At 70.0% G+C, this 19,706-nt stretch carries 14 protein-coding genes; 10 read left to right on the top strand and 4 right to left on the bottom strand.

Annotation, left to right across the window (positions count from 1 at the left end):
* The first annotated feature begins 196 nt into the window (after window positions 1–196).
* The 6 genes from V7Q42_RS02255 to lpxK all read left to right on the top strand — a co-directional run bounded on the left by V7Q42_RS02255 (window position 197) and on the right by lpxK (window position 5,937).
* The gene (locus V7Q42_RS02255) at window positions 197–1,540 is read left to right on the top strand and encodes a TldD/PmbA family protein (RefSeq protein WP_333822146.1); all 1,344 of its coding nucleotides are present in this window, start codon (window positions 197–199) and stop codon (window positions 1,538–1,540) included.
* Window positions 1,527–2,342 (top strand): 3'(2'),5'-bisphosphate nucleotidase CysQ, encoded by an 816-nt coding sequence (locus V7Q42_RS02250; protein ID WP_333822145.1) that lies wholly within the window; start codon window positions 1,527–1,529, stop codon window positions 2,340–2,342. Before V7Q42_RS02255 ends, V7Q42_RS02250 begins: the two co-directional genes overlap by 14 nt.
* Before the next feature lie 66 nt (window positions 2,343–2,408).
* Entirely contained in the window at window positions 2,409–2,651 is a 243-nt protein-coding gene (locus tag V7Q42_RS02245; protein WP_333822143.1) for a DUF4170 domain-containing protein, read from the top strand.
* A 280-nt stretch (window positions 2,652–2,931) separates the two neighbouring features.
* A complete protein-coding gene (locus V7Q42_RS02240) occupies window positions 2,932–3,636 on the top strand; it encodes a lysophospholipid acyltransferase family protein (RefSeq protein ID WP_333822141.1) in 705 nt (234 codons plus the stop codon).
* Window positions 3,629–4,921: a 3-deoxy-D-manno-octulosonic acid transferase gene (locus V7Q42_RS02235; RefSeq protein ID WP_333822139.1), complete on the top strand. Its 1,293-nt coding sequence runs from the start codon at window positions 3,629–3,631 to the stop codon at window positions 4,919–4,921. The genes V7Q42_RS02240 and V7Q42_RS02235 overlap by 8 nt, the downstream gene beginning before the upstream one ends.
* On the top strand, window positions 4,921–5,937 hold the full coding sequence (lpxK, locus tag V7Q42_RS02230) for a tetraacyldisaccharide 4'-kinase (RefSeq protein WP_333822137.1): 1,017 nt from the start codon (window positions 4,921–4,923) through the stop codon (window positions 5,935–5,937). Before V7Q42_RS02235 ends, lpxK begins: the two co-directional genes overlap by 1 nt.
* 74 nt (window positions 5,938–6,011) lie before the next feature.
* Here lpxK and V7Q42_RS02225 read toward each other — a convergent pair whose 3' ends face one another.
* The 4 genes from V7Q42_RS02225 to tldD form a co-directional block, all read right to left on the bottom strand.
* A complete protein-coding gene (locus V7Q42_RS02225; protein ID WP_333822134.1) occupies window positions 6,012–6,233 on the bottom strand; it encodes a DUF2093 domain-containing protein in 222 nt (73 codons plus the stop codon).
* A 561-nt stretch (window positions 6,234–6,794) separates the two neighbouring features.
* Window positions 6,795–9,929, bottom strand: coding sequence for an efflux RND transporter permease subunit (locus V7Q42_RS02220; protein WP_333822130.1), 3,135 nt, complete (start codon window positions 9,927–9,929; stop codon window positions 6,795–6,797).
* A 4-nt stretch (window positions 9,930–9,933) separates the two neighbouring features.
* Window positions 9,934–11,208, bottom strand: a complete 1,275-nt coding sequence (locus V7Q42_RS02215; RefSeq protein WP_333822129.1) for an efflux RND transporter periplasmic adaptor subunit — start codon at window positions 11,206–11,208, stop codon at window positions 9,934–9,936.
* 215 nt (window positions 11,209–11,423) lie between these two features.
* Entirely contained in the window at window positions 11,424–12,854 is a 1,431-nt protein-coding gene (tldD, locus tag V7Q42_RS02210; RefSeq protein ID WP_333822128.1) for a metalloprotease TldD, read from the bottom strand.
* Between the two features lie 430 nt (window positions 12,855–13,284).
* On the opposite strand from tldD, the gene thrC reads away from it, so the two are divergent.
* The 4 genes from thrC (at window position 13,285) to V7Q42_RS02190 (ending at window position 19,665) form a co-directional block, all read left to right on the top strand.
* Window positions 13,285–14,685: a threonine synthase gene (gene thrC, locus V7Q42_RS02205; RefSeq protein ID WP_333822214.1), complete on the top strand. Its 1,401-nt coding sequence runs from the start codon at window positions 13,285–13,287 to the stop codon at window positions 14,683–14,685.
* Between the two features lie 71 nt (window positions 14,686–14,756).
* Entirely contained in the window at window positions 14,757–16,025 is a 1,269-nt protein-coding gene (locus V7Q42_RS02200; protein ID WP_333822126.1) for a M16 family metallopeptidase, read from the top strand.
* Between the two features lie 13 nt (window positions 16,026–16,038).
* Complete coding sequence (locus V7Q42_RS02195) at window positions 16,039–16,653, top strand: GNAT family N-acetyltransferase (protein WP_333822124.1); 615 nt, start codon at window positions 16,039–16,041, stop codon at window positions 16,651–16,653.
* A gap of 123 nt (window positions 16,654–16,776) precedes the next feature.
* Window positions 16,777–19,665: an EAL domain-containing protein gene (locus tag V7Q42_RS02190; RefSeq protein WP_442958156.1), complete on the top strand. Its 2,889-nt coding sequence runs from the start codon at window positions 16,777–16,779 to the stop codon at window positions 19,663–19,665.
* The last annotated feature ends 41 nt before the right edge of the window (window positions 19,666–19,706 follow it).

Genomic DNA, 19,706 nt, shown 5'->3' with positions numbered 1-19,706 from the left:
ACCGGAGCGGAGAGGAAATCTTCATCATTCGGGTGCCGCGGCCGCCGAACCGGCCGTCCCCGCTCGGCCGCCGCCGCTCCGACGGGGAGGGGCACGGCCGCCGCTGCACCGCTCGCCCTTGCCCGGCGGGCTCGCGGACCGTACATCGGACAGGAGCGCCCCTCCCGCCGACGGGCGCCATTCCTTGCGAGGTGCCATGCTCGACGTGCTCGACCAGTCCGATCTCGAGAAGAAGGCCCACCGTCTCGTCGAGGCGGCGAAACGCGCCGGCGCCGACCGCGCCGATGCGGTGGCGATCCGCGGCGTGTCGCTGTCGGTCGGTGTGCGCCTCGGCGAGGTCGAGGACAGCGAGCGGTCCGAGGGCGACGATTTCGGCCTGCGCGTCTTCGTCGGCCGCCGCTTCGCCACCGTCTCGGCCAATGCGCTCGGCGATGCCGACGAGCTCGCCACCCGCGCCGTCGCCATGGCCCGGGTCGCACCCGAGGACCCGTGGGCCGATCTGATCGATCCGGCGCTCTTCGCCACCTCCTTCCCCGACCTCGACCTGCTCGATCCCACCGCGCCGACCGCCGCCGAGCTGACCGCCCGGGCGCTCGCCTGCGAGGACGCCGCCCGCGCCGTCGCCGGCGTCACCAACTCCGGCGGGGCGCACGCCGCCTGGTCGCTCGGCGGCATGGTGCTCGCCACGTCGCACGGCTTCTCCGGCGCCTGGCTGCGCTCCGGTCATTCGCTGTCGGTCACCGCGGTGGCCGGCGAAGGCACCGCCATGCAGCGCGACTGGGAGGCCTCCTCCAAGATCCACGCCGGCGACCTCGACACCCCCGAATGGATCGGCCGCAGCGCCGGCGAGCGCGCCGTCCGCCGCCTGAACCCGCGCAAGGTGGCGACCGTCACCGCGCCGGTGATCTGGGAGCCGCGCGCCGCCACCGGCCTCGTCGGCCATCTCCTCGGCGCCATCAACGGCGCGGCGATCGCCCGCAAGACCTCCTTCCTCAAGGATCGTCTCGGCACCCCGGTCTTCGCCCCCGGCATCACCATCGTCGACGACCCCTATCGTCCGCGCGGCCTCGCCTCGCGTCCCTTCGACGGTGAGGGCGTCGCCGGTCCGGTCATGAAACTGATCGAGAACGGCGTGTTGAACCACTGGCTGCTCGACGGCGCCACCGGTCGTGAACTCGGGCTGGCCACCAACGGCCGCGCCTCGCGCGGCACCGGGTCGCCCTCTCCGGGTTCGACCAACGTCACGCTGCTCGCCGGCATGGTGAGCCGCGACGACATGCTGAAGTCGGTGAAGTCGGGTCTCTACGTCACCGACATGATCGGCTCCGGCGTCAACGGCATCACCGGCGACTATTCGCGTGGCGCTTCCGGCTTCTGGATCGAGAACGGCGAGTTGACCGACGCGGTGAGCGAGATCACCGTCGCCGGGAACCTGAAGGACATGTACGCCCGCCTCGTCGCCGCCGACGATCTCGAGTATCGCTTCGCCATCGCCGCGCCGAGCCTGATGATCGAGGGCCTCACCATTGCCGGACGTTGACCGCCACTGGTCGACCTTCGCCGGCGAGCTCGCCGACGACGTGGCGCTGCTGACGCTCGCCGTACAGGAAGCCGGTGAGATCGCCATGCGGTGGTTCCGCCGCGACCCGCAGGTCTGGCACAAGGACGGCGGTTCGCCGGTGAGCGAGGCCGACCTCGCCGTCGATCGCCATCTGAAGGAGCGCCTCACCGCCGCCCGGCCGGATTACGGCTGGCTCTCGGAGGAGACCGCCGACGGCCCCGAGCGCCTCGATCGCATCCGCGTCTTCGTCGTCGACCCGATCGACGGAACCCGCGCCTTCGTCGGCGGCGACGAGGGCTGGACCGTGTCGCTCGCCGTTGTCGAAGCCGGCCGGCCGATCGTCGCGGCGCTGATGCAGCCGGCGACCGGCCTGCTCTGGCAGGCGGCGTCCGGCGGTGGCGTCCGCCGCAACGGCGAACTCGTCGGCGCCTCCGACCGCACCGACCTCGCCGGCGCCCGCGTCTCGGGGCCGCCGAAGCTCCTCGACCGCACGGTGATGAAGGAAGCGGGCTTCGCGTCGCGACAGGTGGTACCGTCCTTGGCGCTCCGGATCGCCCACGTCGCCGACGGCCGGCTCGACATCGCCTACGGTTCGGGCAATGCCCATGATTGGGACCTTGCCGCCGCCGACCTTTTGGTGCAGGAAGCCGGCGGCAGGCTCTCCGTCCCGAGCGGGGAGATCCTCGCCTACAACAGGGCCGTTCCCCGCCATCCTGCACTGGTGGCCGCCGCGCCCGGACTGTTCGACGCGGCGCGTGCTCTGCTCGCCCGGGTCGTCTGATCGGCGCCGCGGGATACGGAGCGTGAGGCCCGTCGCAGTGATCAACCCGGGATCGGAACCTTCCACATGACCGCGTCATCGCCCAAGCCGCAGTTGCTCCATCTCGTCCTCGGTGGCGAACTCGTCGACCTCCACGGTCACGAATTCCGCGACCTCTCCAAGGTCGACGTCGTCGGCGTCTTCCCCAACTACGAATCCGCCCGCGTCGCCTGGAAGGCGAAGGCACAGTCGACCGTCGACAACGCCCACATGCGTTACTACATCGTCCACCTGCACCGCCTCATGGACCCGGATCATCCGGAGGAATGAGCGCCGCCGCCGCCGCAGGACCATCGTGAGGCCCGATTTCCGGGGGGAGGTCGGGCCTTTCGTTCGAGTTTCGCGATCGCCGCGATCGCCGGCGCGTGACGGCGAGCCGCCGAGGCGCTATGAACCCGGCGGGGAGACGTGGAGCGCGCCCGCGCGCCGAATGCCCGCCCCGAACCGCGAACCGGTGAGACCGCCTCTCCGGATCACCGGGCAGCCGACCCGAGCGGCCGGCCGAAGGATCGAACCGCCGCCCGCGTTCGCGCCTGGAGTGAAATACGGAATGCTGAAGAAACTGGTCCGCAGCGAACGCTTCCGCGCCTTCGCCGGAACCGCCCTCGCCGGGTGGTTCCGCTTCGTGCATCGCTCGTGCCGGACCGTCGTCGAACCCGCCGATTTCTTCGATCGCCTCGGCGAGCCGCGCCCGTTGATCGTCACCACCTGGCACGGCGAGCATTTCATGCTGCCGTTCATCAAGCCGAACGACCGCTGGCCGGTGAAGGCGATGATCTCGCGCTCCCGCGACGGCGAGATGAACGTCATCGTCTGCGAGAAGCTCGGCATCGGCGCCATCCGCGCCTCGGCCGGCAAGACCGGCGACGAGGTGCGTCGCCGCGGCGGCGTCGCGGGCTTCGTCGCGGCCCTGCGCGAGCTGCGCGAAGGCACCGTGGTCTGCCTCACCGCCGACCTGCCCAAAGGCCCGGCCAAGGTCGCCGGCGAGGGCATCGTCCAGATCGCCCGCCGTTCCGGCGTGCCGATCGTCCCTCTCGCCACGGCCACCACCAATCGCAAGCGCATGGTGCGCTCCTGGGATCGCGCCGCCTTCAATCTGCCCTTCGGCCGCTTCGCCATCGTCATCGGCGAACCGATCGAGGTGCCGAACGACGCCGACGCCGAGATGCTCGAAGAAAAGCGCAAGGCGGTCGAGGACGAACTGAACCGCGTCACCGCCCGCGCCTACGAGATCGTCGGGGGGCGGGATGTCTGAGATCCTCGCCGATCTCGCACTCCGCTCCTACCGCGCCGCCGGCCGCCTCGCCGCTCCCCTGGTCGCCCTCGCCCTGCGCCGCCGCGAGCGCGCCGGCAAGGAGGACGCCGCCCGTCGCGGCGAGCGCCGCGGCCGGGCGAGCCTGCCGCGCCCCGCCGGCCGATTGGTCTGGCTCCATGCGGCGAGCGTCGGCGAGACCATGGCGGCGCTCGGCCTCGTCGAGCGTCTCGCCGCCACCGGCGCATCGGTGCTGGTGACCACCGGCACCGTCACCTCCGCCGAGGTCGCCGCCGCGCGCCTGCCCGCCGGCGCGTTCCACCAATACGTCCCCGCCGACGTCGCCGCGTGGGTCGATCGCTTCCTCGATCATTGGCGCCCCGACCTCGCCGTCTTCGTCGAGAGCGAGATCTGGCCCGCCACCATTCTCGCCCTCGCCATGCGCGGCACCCCTCAGGTCCTGGTCAACGCCCGCATCTCGGAGCGCTCCGCTCGCCGCTGGGGCTCGCTCGACGGTCTGCCGCGTGCGCTCTTCGGCCGCCTCGCCCTGGTCCTCGCCCAGTCGGAGGACGACGCGGTGCGTCTGCGCCGCCTGGGTGCGCCGCAGGTGACGGTGTCCGGCAATCTCAAGTTCGACGGGTCGCCGCTCGCCGTCGACGAAGCGGAACTCTTCCGGCTCACCGCCGCCTTCGACGGCCGCCCGACCTGGGTCGCGGCCTCCACCCATGCCGGTGAGGAGGCCGTCGTCGCCGCCGCCCATCCGAAGGCGCGCGACGCGGTGCCACGGCTCCTCTGCGTGTTGGCTCCGCGTCATCCCCGCCGCGGCGACGAGGTGCGCGCGGTTCTCGCCGCGGCCGGGCTCTCCGTCGCCTCGCGTTCCCTCGGCGAGACCCCAGGCCCCGAAACCGACGTCTATCTCGCCGACACCATCGGCGAGATGGGGCTCGTCTACCGCCTCGCCCCCGTCGCCTTCGTCGGCGGCTCGCTGGTGCCGCGCGGTGGGCAGAACCCGATCGAACCGGCCCGCCTCGGCGTCGCCGTCCTGCACGGCCCCCAGGTGCGCAACTTCGCCGACATCTACCGTGTCCTCGACGCGACCTGCGGCGCCCGCGCCGTCGCCGATGCCGACGCCCTCGCCACCGCGATCGTCGACGCCCACGCCGACCCGGCGACGCTCGCCGGCTGCATCGACCGCGCCCGCGTCGTGATCGACGCCTCGACCGGCGCCGTCGAGCGCACATTCGCCGCACTGGCGCCGTGGATCCCGCCCGTGGCGGAGGGCTCGTGATGAGCCGGCTGAGACGCGCCCCGGACTTCTGGCGAAGCGAGGGCGGCGTCTCGCGGCTGCTCGGCCCCGTCGCCGCGATCTGGGGCGCCGTCGCCGCCCGACGGATGTGCGAACCGGCGAAGCACCGTGCGCCGGTGCCGGTGATCGCCGTCGGCAACTTCACCGCCGGCGGCGCCGGCAAGACGCCGACGACGGCCGCGCTGGTCGGCCTCGCCCGTCGCGTGGGGTTCTCGCCCGCTGTCGTCACCCGCGGCTTCGGCGGACGCCTGGCCGGGCCGCTCGTCGTCGATCCCGCCCGCCACGACGCGACGCAGGTCGGCGACGAGCCGCTGCTCCACGCCCGGATCGCCCCGACCATCGTCGCCCGCGATCGCGCCGCCGCACTGGCGCTTCTCGGCGGCTGCGGCGCCGATCTCGTCATCCTCGACGACGGCTTCCAGAACCCGACCCTCGCCAAGGATCTCTCGATCGTCGTCGTCGATCGCGGCTACGGCATCGGCAACGGCCGGGTGCTGCCGGCCGGTCCCTTGCGCGCGCCGCTCGACATCCAACTCGATCACGCTTCGGCTCTTGTTGTGATCGACGCCGGCGAACCCGATGCGCCGAGCCTCGCGCCGCTCCTCGCCGAGGCGCGTCGGCGAGGTCTCCCGGTCGCTTCGGCGCGGCTGGTGCTGCGTGAGCCCGCTCGCTTCGCCGGCCACCGCCTCCTGGCCTGGGCCGGTATCGGCCGGCCGGAGAAACTCGCTGCGACCCTCACCGCCGCCGGCGCCGAGGCGGTCGATCTCGTCGCCTACGGCGATCATCAGCATCTCGGCGAGACCGACGCGGCGGCTCTCCTCGCCCGCGCCGCCGAAGGAGGTCGCGACCTCGTCACCACCGCGAAGGACGCCGCTCGCCTCGCCGGAACGACCTCGGCGGCGTTGCGGCGATTGGTCGAGGCGAGCGACGTCGCCGCCGTCGATCTCGTCTTCGACGACGAGGCGGCGATCACCGCGCTGCTCGCACGGCTACGGTGACGGAAACGGTGGATCGAACGTCGATCCGCGCCGCCCGATCGTGAGCGGGGTGACGGTCGGCGAGTGCGTCCGGCTCAGCGCGACGAGCCGAGCTGGAGGTGGCGCTGCAGCGACGCCTTGGCGTCGACATAGGGCTCCTGGCGCTCGACACTCCAATATTTGAGTTCGTCGAGCGGGATCTGCAGACCGGTCACCGCGCACACCACGAAGGCGCCGTTGGCGAGGATCTGGAAATCCCCGTCGAGATAGCGGACCTGGGCTTCGCCGTTGCGGCGCGGTGTCTCGTGGCGGTTCATGCGATCGTCGGTCTCGTGTCGCCGTGGGGGAAGGACGCCATTCTAGCGATCTCTGCCCGCCCGTTCCACGAATTCTTCTCCTCCCGATGCGCCATCGGCGTGGGCGAAAAAGAAACGGCACCGGTGTCGCCACCGATGCCGTATCCGATGGATGATCGTCGCGTCCGCGCGCCCCCCTGAAGTGGTACGCGCGGCCTGCTGCGTCGCGATCAGCCCTTGACGACGGCCGGAGCCGGAGCCGGAGCCTTGGCGCAGCCGGCGACGGAGAGGCCGGCAGCGGCGACGAGAGCGAGAACGACGATACGAGCGGTCTTCATGAGTAATCCCCCTGGGAAGGTGTTGCGATTCGAATCGTAGCACGTCGGACTCGCGAAGGAATCCCCCCTCGTGACGTCGGAATCCGTCGTTGCCGCGAGGACGGGCGATGGCTCGTCTATTTCATCCCGAGTTGCTCGAAAGACACACCGGTGGTCGCAACCTGGCCCACGGTAATTCGATCGATGGTTGCATCGAAGGTCGGCAGACTCGCAGAAGCAGCCCGGCGGGACCGCTCGTGCCGAATCACTCGGCGGCGTGGCCGTGCGCGGCATCGATCACGCCCTCCGCCGCCGCCTCGTGCGGCCGCTGCGACCGCGTCAGCGGATCGAGCAGCAGATAGACGACCGGCGTCATGTAGAGGGTGAGGATCTGCGACACGATCAGGCCGCCGACCACGGCGAGGCCGAGCGGTTGGCGCAGTTCGGCACCGGCGCCGACCCCGAGCGCGATCGGCAGGGTGCCGAGGATGGCGGCGAGCGAGGTCATCATGATCGGCCGGAAGCGCAGCAGACAGGCTTCGTGGACCGCCTCGAAGGCCGAGAGACCGTTCGAGCGTCGCTCCACCGCGAAGTCGACGATCATGATGGCGTTCTTCTTGACGATGCCGATCAGCATGATCACGCCGATCATGGCGATGACCGAGAGATCGAGCTTGAACAACTGCAGCGTCAGCAGCGCGCCGATACCGGCCGACGGCAGACCCGACAGGATGGTGATCGGGTGGACGAAGCTCTCGTAGAGGATGCCGAGCACGATGTAGATGACCAGGATCGCCGCGAAGACCAGAAGGCCCTGGCCGGCGACCGCGTCCTGGAAGATCTGCGCCGTGCCGGAGAAGCCGGTGAGGACCGTCTGCGGCAGGCCGACCTCGCCTTCGATCCCCTTGATCGCGTCGACCGCCTGACCCAGCGCGAAGCCCGGTTGCAGGTTGAACGAGATCGTCACCGCCGGCAGTTGGCCCTTGTGGTTGACCAGGGTGGGGGCGGGGGCCTCGCGCACCGTGGCGATGGCGTCGAGCGGCACCGAGGCGCCGGACGGCGTCTTGATCGTCAACTTGCGCAGCTGCTGCGGGCTCGAGGTGTAGCCGTCGGCCGCTTCGAGGATCACCGGATAGCTCGACGTGTCGGTGAAGATCGTCGAGACGACGCGGGTGCCGTAGGCCGAATAGAGCCGCGAACGCACCTGATCGACCGTCAACCCGAGCTTGGAGGCGCGGTCGCGATCGATGTCGACGACCGCCTGACGGCCGCGGATCTGCAGATCCGAGGAGACGTCGAGGATGCCGGGCACCTGACGGATGCGCCCCTCCAGCCGCGGCGCCCAGGTGCGCAATTCGTCGAAGTCGGAGGACTGCAACGTGTACTGCCACTGGGCGCGGGAGAAGGTGGCGCCGATGTTGATGTTCTGGACGTTCTGGAAATAGACGTTGATGCCCGGCACCCGCCCGGTGGCGCGCCGCAGCCGCTGCATCACCGCGTCGGACGACGAGGTGCGCTCCTTCTTCGGCTTCAGCGTGATGAACATGCGCCCGTTCGACTGGTTGGCCGACGCTGAACCGGCGCCGACCGTCGACATCACGTTGACCACGTCCGGGTCGGTCTTGATGATCGCCGCCACTTCCTTCTGGCGCTCCGCCATCGCCGCGAAGGAGGTGTCGTCGGCGCCCTGCGTCGACACCGTGAGCATACCGGTGTCTTCCTGCGGGAAGAAGCCCTTGGGCGTGTCGCGATAGAGCACCAGGGTCCAGGCGATGGTCGCCGCCAGCACCAGCAGCATGAGCCACTTCGCCCTGAGCACCAGATCGAGCGTCCACGAATAGAAGCGTGTCAGGGCCGAGAAGAGGAGGTCGAACAGGCGGACGACGAAGTTCGGCCGCTTGTGCAGATGGTTCTCGTCGATGATCCGCGACGCCAGCATCGGCGTCAGCGTCAGCGACACCACGCCGGAGATCAGGATCGCCAGGGTGATGGTGACGCCGAACTCGAAGAACATGCGCCCGACGACGCCGCCCATGAACAGCACGGGGATGAACACCGCGACGAGACTGATGGTCATCGACACGATGGTGAAGCCGACCTCCTTCGCGCCGAGAAAGGCGGCCTTCATCGGCGGTTCGCCCAGTTCGACGTGACGCACGATGTTCTCGAGCATGACGATGGCGTCGTCGACGACGAAGCCGACGGCGAGGGTGAGGGCGAGCAGCGAGATGTTGTCGAGGCTGAAGCCGAAGAGATACATGCCGGCGAAGGTGCCGACGAGCGACACCGGCAGCGCCAGTGCCGGGATGATCGTCGCCCGCGCCGACTTCAGGAACAGGTAGATGACGCCGATGACCAGCCCCATGGCGATCAGCAGCGTGATCTCGACGTCCTCGATCGAATGCCGGATCGACACCGACCGGTCGTTGAGGATCTGCACCTCGATCGCCGGCGGCATGTCGGCCGTGATCGTCGGAAGCGTCGCCCGGATGCGGTCGACCACTTCGACGGTGTTGGCGTCCGGCTGGCGCTGGATCGCCAGCATGATGGCGCGGGTGCCGTCGAGCCAGGCGGCGACCTTGTCGTTCTCGACGCTGTCGATCGCTCGTGCCACGTCCTGGACGCGCACCGGCGAGCCGTTCTGATAGGTGACGATCAGCGGCATGTAGCCGGTCGCGCGCTCGATCGGCCCGGTCGCCTGCAGCGTCACGTTGCGCGACGGGCCGGTGAGCGAACCGACCGGCGAATTGGTGTTGGCCGCCGCGATCGCCGTTCGGAGGTCGTCGACGGTCAGGCCGCGCGCCGCCAGCGCGTCGAGATCGGCCTTGATGCGGACGGCGTATTTCTGCGCCCCGTAGACGTTGACCTGAGCGACGCCCGGCAGCGTCGACAGGCGCTGCGCGATGTTGGTCTGGGCGAAGTCGTCGACGTCGGAGAGCCGCATCACCTCCGACTTCAGCGCCACGAACAGCACCGGCTGATCCGCCGGATTGACCTTCCGGAAGCTCGGCGGTTCGTTCATCTCGGCCGGCAACTGACGTTGCGCCGCACCGATCGCCGCCTGCACGTCGAGCGCCGCACCGTCGATGGCGCGGGCGAGGTCGAATTGCAGGGTCACGTTGGAGGAGCCGTTGGTCGACACCGACGCCATCGACGACAGACCGGCGATGCCGGAGAACTGGCGCTCGAGCACCGAGGCGACCGAACTCGCCATGGTCTCCGGACTGGCGCCCGGCAGTTTGGCCGTCACCGAGATCGTCGGATAGTCGACCCGCGGCACCGCCGCCACGGGCAGTTGCCGGTAGCTGAAGAGGCCGGCGGCGATGAACGCGACCATCACCAGGATGGTGGCGACCGGCCGGCGGATGAAGGGCGCGGAGATCGACGACATCGACGACATGGGCTCAGGTCCCCGACTTCGCGGCCTGCGGTTTGCCGCCACCCTCGTTCGGCTTGCCGCCGCTCTCGGCCGGCTTGCCCGTCACCACGCTGGCGCCGGGGAAGAGCCGGAGCTGTCCGTCGACCACCACCTTCTCGCCGGCGGCGAGCCCCTTGGCGATCACCGTCACGCGGTCGACGGTGCGGTCGATGGTGACGCGCCGCGCCTCCACCGTGGCATCGTCCTTGACCACGTAGACGAAGGTGCCGTTCTGGCCGAGCTGGATCGCCTGATCCGGCACCACCAGGGCGTTCGGATCGGTGCGCAGCACGGCGCGCACCTGGACGAATTCACCCGGCAACAGCCGTTCGGCCGGATTGTCGACCACCGCTTTGACCCCGAGGGTTCCCGAGGCGGCGTCGAGCATGTTTTCGATGTAGGCGATGCGGCCCGAAAGCGGCGCGCCATCGACGTTCGGCTGGTGCACCGCCACGGTGACGTCGCCGGCCGCCATGGCGGCGCGCAGCGCCGGGATCGAGGCCTGCGGCACCGAGAAGGCGACATAGATCGGATCGAGCTGGTTCACCGTGGCCAGCAGCGAGCTGTCGTTGGCGCGGATCGCCGATCCGGCCTTGAGCGCGATCGAGCCGACACGGCCGGCGATCGGGCTCGAGATGACGTACCAGCTCGCCTGCACCTCGAGGTTCTGCAACGCCGCGCGATCCGCCTCGATCGTCGCCATCTGCGCCGCCACCAGCGTCTTGGCGCTCTCGAGATCGCGGTTCGACTTGGTCTTGGTCTGGACGAGCTGTTCGGTGCGTTCGAGGTCGGAGCGCAGCAGCGCGAGCTGCGCCTCGTCGCGGGCGAGCACGGCGCGCGCCTGGGCGACCTGCGCCTTCACCGCCCGATCGTCGAGTTGGAAGATGCCCTGGCCGGCCTGGACCCGGTCGCCCTCCTTCACCAGCACCTTGTCGATCATGCTGTCGACCCGGGTCTTGAGCGGCACCGAGGCCATCGCCTGGGCGGTGCCGACCACGTCGAGCACCGCCGGCATCGGCTTCACCGCCACCTGCGCCACCGTCACCGGCGCCGGGGGACGAGCCAGCGCCGGCTTGGCCGGAGCCGCCGCTTTCGCGGCTTCCGCCGGTTTCGCCGTATCCGCACCGGCTGCCGCGGGCTTGCCGTCGCCGGCGGGCGCCTGAGCGAAGGCGAGGGTCGCGCCGAGTGCGACGAGGGCGAGCGCCGGGGCGAACCGGCCGAGCCGCCGGAACGAGGAAACGTCGGAACGCGTGTCGATCATGGAGGCTTTCGCGCGGTATCGGATGGTGATCCGTCGTCGCCGCCGACCATCGGCGCGCCGCGGATCTCCATCGGGAACAGTCGTAGAGCCGATCCCGGTGTCTGTATATGGGCGCGACGTGACGAACCGACTGAATTCGCGACCGAACTCGCGCTCGCGACGGGGTCCCGCGGGGCCCCGTCGATCACTTCCGCGTGTTCACCATCCGCCCGGCTTCACCGCCGCGCTTCGGTGCCGCCGATGGTGAGCCCGTCGAGCCTGAGCGTCGGCTGGCCGACGCCGACCGGCACGCCCTGTCCGCCCTTGCCGCAGGTGCCGATGCCGGGGTCGAGCATCAGGTCGTCGCCGATCATCTTCACCCGGGTCAGCGCATCGGCGCCGTTGCCGATCAGCATGGCGCCCTTGAGCGGCGCCCCCACCTTGCCCTTCTCGATCCGATAGGCCTCGGTGCATTCGAAGACGAACTTGCCCGAGGTGATGTCGACCTGTCCGCCGCCGAAGTTGACCGCATAGATGCCGTCCTCGACCGAGGCGAGGATCTCGGCCGGGTCCATCGAACCGGCGCGCATGTAGGTGTTGGTCATCCGCGGCAACGGCATGTGGGCGAAGGACTGGCGCCGGCCGTTGCCGGTCGGCTCGACGCCCATCAGGCGGGCGTTCTGCCGGTCCTGCATGAAGCCGACGAGGATGCCGTCCTCGATCAGCGTGGTGCAGGAGGTCGGCGTGCCCTCGTCGTCGATGGTCAGCGACCCGCGCAGGTCCGGCAGCGTGCCGTCGTCGACGATGGTGACGCCGGGCGCTGCCACCCGCTCGCCGAGGAGACCGGCGAAGGCCGAGGTCTTCTTGCGATTGAAGTCGCCCTCGAGCCCGTGGCCGACCGCCTCGTGCAGCAGCACCGCCGGCCAGCCGGGACCGAGCACCACGTCGAAGGTGCCGGCCGGGGCGGGAACCGACTCGAGGTTCACCAGCGCCTGCCTGAGCGCCTCGTCGACCGCATGCTGCCAGCGATCGACGGCGACGAAGCGCTGGAAGCCCTCGCGCCCGCCGAAGCCGTGGCTGCCGCTCTCCTGCCGGTCGCCGGATCCGGCGACCACCGAGACGTTGACCCGGACGAGCGGCCGGACGTCGCGGGCACGGCTACCGTCGGGGCGCAGGATCTCGACGATCTGCCACGAGGCGGCGAGCGACGCCGTCACCTGCCGGACACGGCTGTCGCGATCGCGCGCATAGGCGTCGATCTCGGCGAGCAGCTTGACCTTGTCCTCGAAGGCGGGGGCGCCGATCGGGTTCACGTCGCCGTAGAGGCGCGCGTTGGTGCGGGCCGGGGCCGCCGCATAGGTGCCGGAGCGTCCGCCCTTCACCGCCTTCACCGCATCCGCCGCCCGCTTCAGCGCGCTCTCCGAGATCTCGCCGGAATGGGCGAAACCGGAGACCTCGCCGGTCACCGCGCGCAGGCCGAAGCCCTGGGTGGTGTCGAACGACGCCGACTTCAGCCGGCCGTTGTCGAACATCAGCGATTCCGACTGGCGGTATTCGAGATAGAGCTCGCCGTCGTCCGCCCCCTCGGTCGCCTCGGCCGTGATGCGCCGGGCGATCTCCGGATCGAGCCCGGCGGTGGCGAGGAGGTCGTGGCTGGAGGAGGTCATCGGCGGACTTTCGCGAAGTGGCTGTTCCCGGAGAACTTAGGGCACGCGCCGTAGGGTGCAAAGAGCGAAGCGAATTGCATGGTTCGGCGATGGGCGATCGTCACGCGGACGGCCCCGCCATGTTCCCCCCGCTCGCCCCGTTTCGGCCCGTCCTCCGCCTCTCGCTCCGTCATTGCCGGGCTCGACCCGGCAACCCATGGGCCTCGCGACACCCCCGGAGCCCGCCATGGGGCGCCGGGTCGAGCCCGGCGATGACGAGGAGGAGAAGGGTTCGCGACCATCGGGCGTCGCCGTGGCGGATCACCGGAGTGAACCGTCCCCCCGCTTCCCCTTGCCCCCGGCCCCCGCCGGCCCTAGTGTCCCGGCCGATTTCGCCGTCGGGGCCCGCGTCCCGGCGGTCGGCCGTCTCCGTCGACGAAGGATGTCGAACGTGCGTTACGTCTCCACCCGCGGCGAGGCTCCGAGCCTCGGCTTCTCCGACGTGCTCCTCGCCGGCCTCGCCCGCGACGGCGGCCTCTACGTGCCGGCCGAATGGCCGACCCTGACGCCGGAAGAGATCGCCGACTTCGCCGGCAAGCCCTACGCCGAGGTCGCCTTTCGCGTCATCTCGCGCTTCACCGGCTCCGACATCCGTCCCGACGACCTGCGCGCCATGATCGACGGCGCCTATGCGACCTTCCGCCATCCGGCGGTGACGCCGCTTTCTCAGCTCGGGCCGAACCACTTCCTGCTCGAGCTCTCCCACGGGCCGACGCTCGCCTTCAAGGACGTGGCGATGCAGTTCCTCGGCCGGGCGATGGACTTCGTCCTGGCCAAGCGCAACAAGCGCGCCACCATCGTCGGGGCCACCTCCGGCGACACCGGCGGCGCGGCGATCGACGCCTTCAAGGGCCGCGAGCGGGTCGACGTCTTCATCATGTACCCGCACGGCCGCGTCTCCGACGTCCAGCGCCGGCAGATGACCACCTGTTCGGACGCCAACGTCCACGCCATCGCGCTGGAAGGCACCTTCGACGACGCCCAGGCGATCCTGAAGGGGATGTTCAACCACTTCTCCTTCCGCGACCGCATCGGCCTTTCCGGCGTCAATTCGATCAACTGGGCCCGCGTGGTGGCGCAGGTGGTCTACTACTTCGTCGCCGGCGCCGCCCTCGGCAGCCCGCACCGCAAGGTGTCGTTCTGCGTGCCGACCGGCAATTTCGGCGACATCTTCGCCGGCTACGTCGCGGTGAAGATGGGACTGCCGGTCGAGCGGCTGGTGGTCGCCACCAATGTCAACGACATCCTCCATCGCACCCTCGAGACCGGCACCTACGAAGTGCGTGGCGTCACCCCGTCGATCTCGCCGTCGATGGACATCCAGGTGTCGTCGAACTTCGAGCGTCTGCTGTTCGAGGCGATGGGTCGCGACGGTGCGGCCGTGCAGGGCCTGATGGCGAGCCTCTCCCAGGGCGGCGCCTTCACCATCCCCGACGGACCGCTCGCCGAGATCCGCGCTCTCTTCGCCTCCGGCCGCGCCGACGAGGAGCAGACCTCGGCGACCATCGCGGCGACGCTCGAGAAGACCGGCCTCACGATCGACCCGCACACCGCCGTGGCGGTCGCGGTGGCCGAGCCGTTCCTCTCCGAGACGACGCCGATGATCACGCTGTCGACCGCCCATCCGGCCAAGTTCCCGGCGGCGGTCGAGGCGGCGACCGGCGTCCATCCGGCGCTGCCCGGCTGGCTCGGCGACCTGATGGAGCGCGAGGAACGCTTCGACGTGGTGGCGAACGATCTCATGGCGGTCGAACACTTCGTCGAGGAACGGTCGCGCGCCGTGAAGATCTGAGGCACGATGGCGAGCCGGGAGAAACTCGGCCGCCGGGGCCGCGAACGCGGACCCCAGGGACGGAGACGCCGATGAGCGTGGAAGTGACGAAGCTGGCGAGCGGCCTCACCGTCGCCACCGAGACGATGCCGCAGGTCGAGACCGCGTCGATCGGGGTCTGGGTCGGTGCCGGCTCGCGCTCGGAAGACGCCCACGAGCACGGCATCTCGCACCTCCTCGAGCACATGGCCTTCAAGGGCACGACCCGGCGCTCGGCCCGCCGCATCGCCGAGGAGATCGAGGCGGTCGGCGGCGAGATCAATGCCGCCACCTCGGTGGAGAACACCTGCTACTACGCCCGCATCCTCAAGGACGATCTGTCGCTCGCCGTCGACATCCTCGCCGACATCCTGACCGAGTCGGTCTTCGATTCGGAGGAACTGGAGCGCGAGAGCCACGTCGTTCTCCAGGAGATCGGCGCCGCCCACGACATGCCCGAGGACGTCGTCTTCGACCTCCTCCAGGAGCGCGCCTTCCCCGACCAGCCGATCGGCCGGCCGATCCTCGGCACCCCCGAGACGGTGAAGTCCTTCGATTCCGGCTCGCTCAGGACCTATCTCGACCGCCACTACCGCACCCCGCAGATGGTGGTGGCGGCGGCCGGCAATCTCTCTCACGCGGAGGTCGTCCGCCTTGCCGAAGAGCGCTTCGAGCGGCTTCCGACCGGTGATGCCCCGCCGCTCGCCGAGGCCGTCTATCACGGCGGCGACGTGCGCGAGACCCGCGACCTCTCCGAGGCGCAGATGACGCTCGCCTTCGAGGGGCGGCCCTATTCGTCTCCCGATCATCACGCCGCCCAGGTGCTGGCCACCGTGCTCGGCGGCGGCATGTCCTCGCGCCTCTTCCAGGAGATCCGCGAGAACCAGGGCCTGTGCTACTCGATCTCGGCCTTCCACTGGGGCTACCGCGAGACCGGCCTGTTCGGCATCCACGCCGCCACCGGCGAGGAAGACCTCGAGCGCATGATGCCGGGTATCGTCGCGGAAGTGGCGCGCCTCGCCGACGACCTCGACGAGACCGAGGTCGCCCGCGCCAAGGCACAGCTGCGCGCCGGCCTCTTGATGAGTCTCGAGAGCCCGGTGTCGCGGGCGAGCCAGATCGGCCGCCAGACCCTCATCTGGGGCCGTCCGCTGACCACCGCGGAAGTCCTCGCCAAGATCGCCGAGGTGGACGAGACCCAGGTGAAGCGTCTGGCGCGCGAGATCTTCGCCGGATCGTCGCCGACCATGGCCCTGGTCGGTCCGGTGGCCGCCGCGCCGAGCGGCGAAGAGCTGACGCGCCACCTCCGGGCGCGTGCCTGAGGAGGCCGGGGCGATGGGTTTCCTGCGCCTCGTCGCCCACGATCCCCTGCCGGTGCTGCGCTCGGCGCGTCTCCTGCTGCGCCCACCGGTGATGGGCGATCATCCGGCCTGGGCCGAGCTGCGCGCCCGCAGCCGCGCCTTCCTCGAACCGTGGGAACCGAACTGGCCCGAGGACGATCTCGAGAAATCGGCCTTTCGCCGCCGCATCCGCCGCTACGTCGGCGAGATGCGCGACGGTGTCGCCTTCCCCTGGTTCATCTTCGACGCACGCTCGCGCGAGCTTCTCGGCGGCGTCACCCTCGCCCAGATCCGTCGCGGCGTCACCCAGGCCGGCACTCTCGGCTACTGGATGGGTGCCCCCCACGCCGGCAAGGGCGTCATGACCGAGGCGGTCGGTCTCGTCGCCCGCCACGCTTTCTCGAGCCTGCATCTGCATCGCGTCGAAGCCTCCTGCCTGCCGGAGAACACGCGCTCCATCCGTCTCCTCGAAAAGGTCGGTTTCACCCGTGAGGGTGTCGCCCGACGTTATCTCTGCATCGCCGGCGACTGGCGCGACCACATCCTGTGGGGGCTCCTCGCCGACGACCCGCTCTTTCCGGTCTCGCCACCCGGTTCGACCGTGCTCTGAAGCGCTCGGATCGGTCCGGCCGGTGGGTTTCCCCGGCCGATGGCTTGTCGGGGGGCGAGGCAGCCGGTAACACTCGAATCGTCTGGCACGTTCGCGAACGTGTGCGTCGGGAAAGGATCTGATTTGAGGGGCCCGCGCGCCATCATCGCCGTCGTTCTCGCGACGCTGGTGCTCCAGCTCGGCGTCGTCGCCGCCCGCGCGGTCGAGCCGATCAACGTGCCCCTCGACGTCCCCGCCCTCGATCTCACCCACGCGGTCGAGATGCGGCTCGGCGCCGGCGAACGCCTCCAGGTGTCGACCGCCCCCGGCCTCGACGGCATCGTTCGGCGCATCGAGGTGCGCTCCAGCCAGTCCGGCGGCGGCGACTGGGTGGTCTTCGCGCTGAAGAACAACACCGACGAGCAGATCGACCGGCTGATCGTCGCGCCCTTCTTCCGCCTCGCCGATTCGGGCGTCCTCGCCCCCGACCTCGGCTCGTCGCGCATCCAGTCGATCTCGACCTCTCAAGGCAACGCCCCCGAGCGCCACGCCAGCCAGGAGGCCGACGTCTTCCTGGTCACCCTCGACCCGCGCTCGGTCGTCACTCTGGTGCTCGAACTGAAGACGCCGCGCCTGCCCAAGCTGGTGCTGTGGGAGCCAGACGCCTACAAGGACAGCGTCAACGCCTACACCCTGTTCCGCGGCATCATCCTCGGCATCTCGGGTCTACTGGCGCTGTTCCTCACCATCCTCTTCGTGGTGCGCGGCTCCGGCATGTTCCCGGCGACCGCCGCCATGGCCTGGGCGGTATTGGCCTATCTCTGCATCGATTTCGGCTTCTGGGACAAACTCTTCCGATTGGCCCCCGGCGCCGATCAGGTCTATCGCGCCGGCGCCGAGGTGATGCTGGCGACGACGCTGGTCGTCTTCCTCTACAGCTATCTCAACCTCAACCGCTGGCACGTGAGCTATTCCCACGTCACCGGCGCGGCGGTGGTGGTGCTGCTCGGTCTCGTCGGCGTCGCGGTCATCGATCCGGTGATCGCCTCCGGCATCGCCCGCATCGCGCTGGGCGTCCTCGCCGTGGTCGGCGCCGGCCTCATCGCCTATCTGGCGGCCCACGCCTACGACCGCGCCATCATGCTGATCCCGACCTGGATCCTGCTCACCGCGTGGCTGCTCGCCGCCGGCCTGACGGTCTCCGGCGGCATCGACAACGACGCGGTGCAGCCGGCGCTCGCCGCCGGCCTCGTCCTCGTCGTCATGCTGATCGGCTTCACGGTGATGCAGCACGCCTTCGCCGGCGGCGGCGTCGCGCAAGGGGCGACCGGCGAGGTCGAGCGTCGGGCGCTGGCACTGGTCGGCTCCGGCGACATGATCTGGGACTGGGACGTCTCCCGCGACCACATCTGGGCGTCGCCGGAAGTCGAGGACCTGCTCGGCCTCGAGCCCGGCGCGCTGGAGAGCGCAGCGCGCGACTGGCTGGAGATCCTCCACCCCAAGGACCGCGACCCGTTCCGCTCGACCCTCGACGCGGTGGTCGAGCAGCGCCGCGGTCGCGTCTCGGTGACCTTCCGCCTGCGCTCGCGCGACGGCCATTTCCGTTGGTTCAAGCTGCGCGCCCGGCCGGTGCTCGGCGCCGACGGCGAGGTGGTGCGCTGCGTCGGCACGCTGCTCGACGAGACCGACATCCACAACGCCGAAGAGCGGCTGCTCCACGACGCCGTCCACGACAACCTCACGGGGCTCCCCAACCGCGAACTGTTCTTCGACCGCATCGGCTCGGCCATCGTCCGCGCCCGCGCCGAGGGCATCGGCCGGCCGTCGATCATCATCGTCGACATCGATCGCTTCAAGAACGTCAACGACAGTCTCGGCCTGTCGATCGGCGACTCGATGCTGCTCACCGTCGCCCGTCGCCTCGCTCGCCAGATGAAGCCGCAGGACACGCTCGCCCGCATCGACGGCGATCAGTTCGGCGTGGTGGTCATCTCCGAGACCGAGCCGGAGCGCATCGCCGCCTTCGCCGACGGCATCCGCCGGGCGCTGAAGGCGCCGATCACGCTGGGCGAACGCGAGGTCTTCCTCACCACCTCGATCGGCGTCGCCATCTACGACATCGCCGCCAAGAAAGAGGACGATCTCGTCAAGGACGCCGAGATCGCCATGTTCCACGCCAAGCGCCTCGGCGGCGACCGCATCGAGGTGTTCCGCCCGAGCCTTCGCCAGCACGCCGTCGACATCCTGGCGGTCGAGAGCGACCTGCGTCGCGCCCTCGAGCGGGAAGAGATCAAGGTGCTGTTCCAGCCGATCATCCGGCTGGCCGACGAATCCATCGCCGGCTTCGAAGCGCTGGTGCGCTGGGATCACCCGAAGCGCGGCCGTCTCGGCGCCGGCGAGTTCATCTCCATCGCCGAACGTTCGGGCCTCATCATCCCGCTCGGCATCCTGGTGCTGGAGAAGGCGGCCCGCCAGCTCTCGGCGTGGCAGGAGGAGTTCGGCGCCGATCTCGGCATCTTCGCCTCGGTCAACGTCTCCTCGCGCCAGATCCTGCGCCACGACCTGATCAACGACGTCAAGGCGGTGCTGTCGCGGGTCGAGGTGGCGCGCGGCACGCTCAAGATCGAGGTCACCGAGAGCCTCGTCATGGAGAACCCGGAATACGCCGCCAAGGTGCTGGAGCGCATCAAGGAACTCGGTCCCTCGCTCGCCCTCGACGACTTCGGCACCGGTTATTCCTCGCTCTCCTACCTGCAGCGCTTCCCCTTCGACACCATCAAGATCGACCAGTCCTTCGTCCGCGGCAACGGCGGCACGACCAAGGACCGCCCGGTCCTGCTGCGCTCGATCGTCTCGCTCGCCCACGACCTCGGCATGGACGTGGTCGCCGAGGGCGCCGAGACCCGCGCCGACGTGTTGGAGCTTCGCGCGCTCGGTTGCGAATTCGCGCAGGGCTACGTCTTCGGCGAGCCGATGTCCGGCGAGGACGCCCGCCGCCTCCTCGCCCGCAGCTTCCGCAACGCCGCGCAGTGAACGGGGCCTTAGGGCGGAAAGAGCGAAGCGAATTCCGCCGC

This window comes from Pinisolibacter sp., from assembly GCF_036782435.1.
Classification (GTDB): domain Bacteria; phylum Pseudomonadota; class Alphaproteobacteria; order Rhizobiales; family Ancalomicrobiaceae; genus CALBKH01.
Note: the sequence above shows the minus strand (reverse complement) of the source record. Positions and strands in the feature narration are given on the sequence as shown.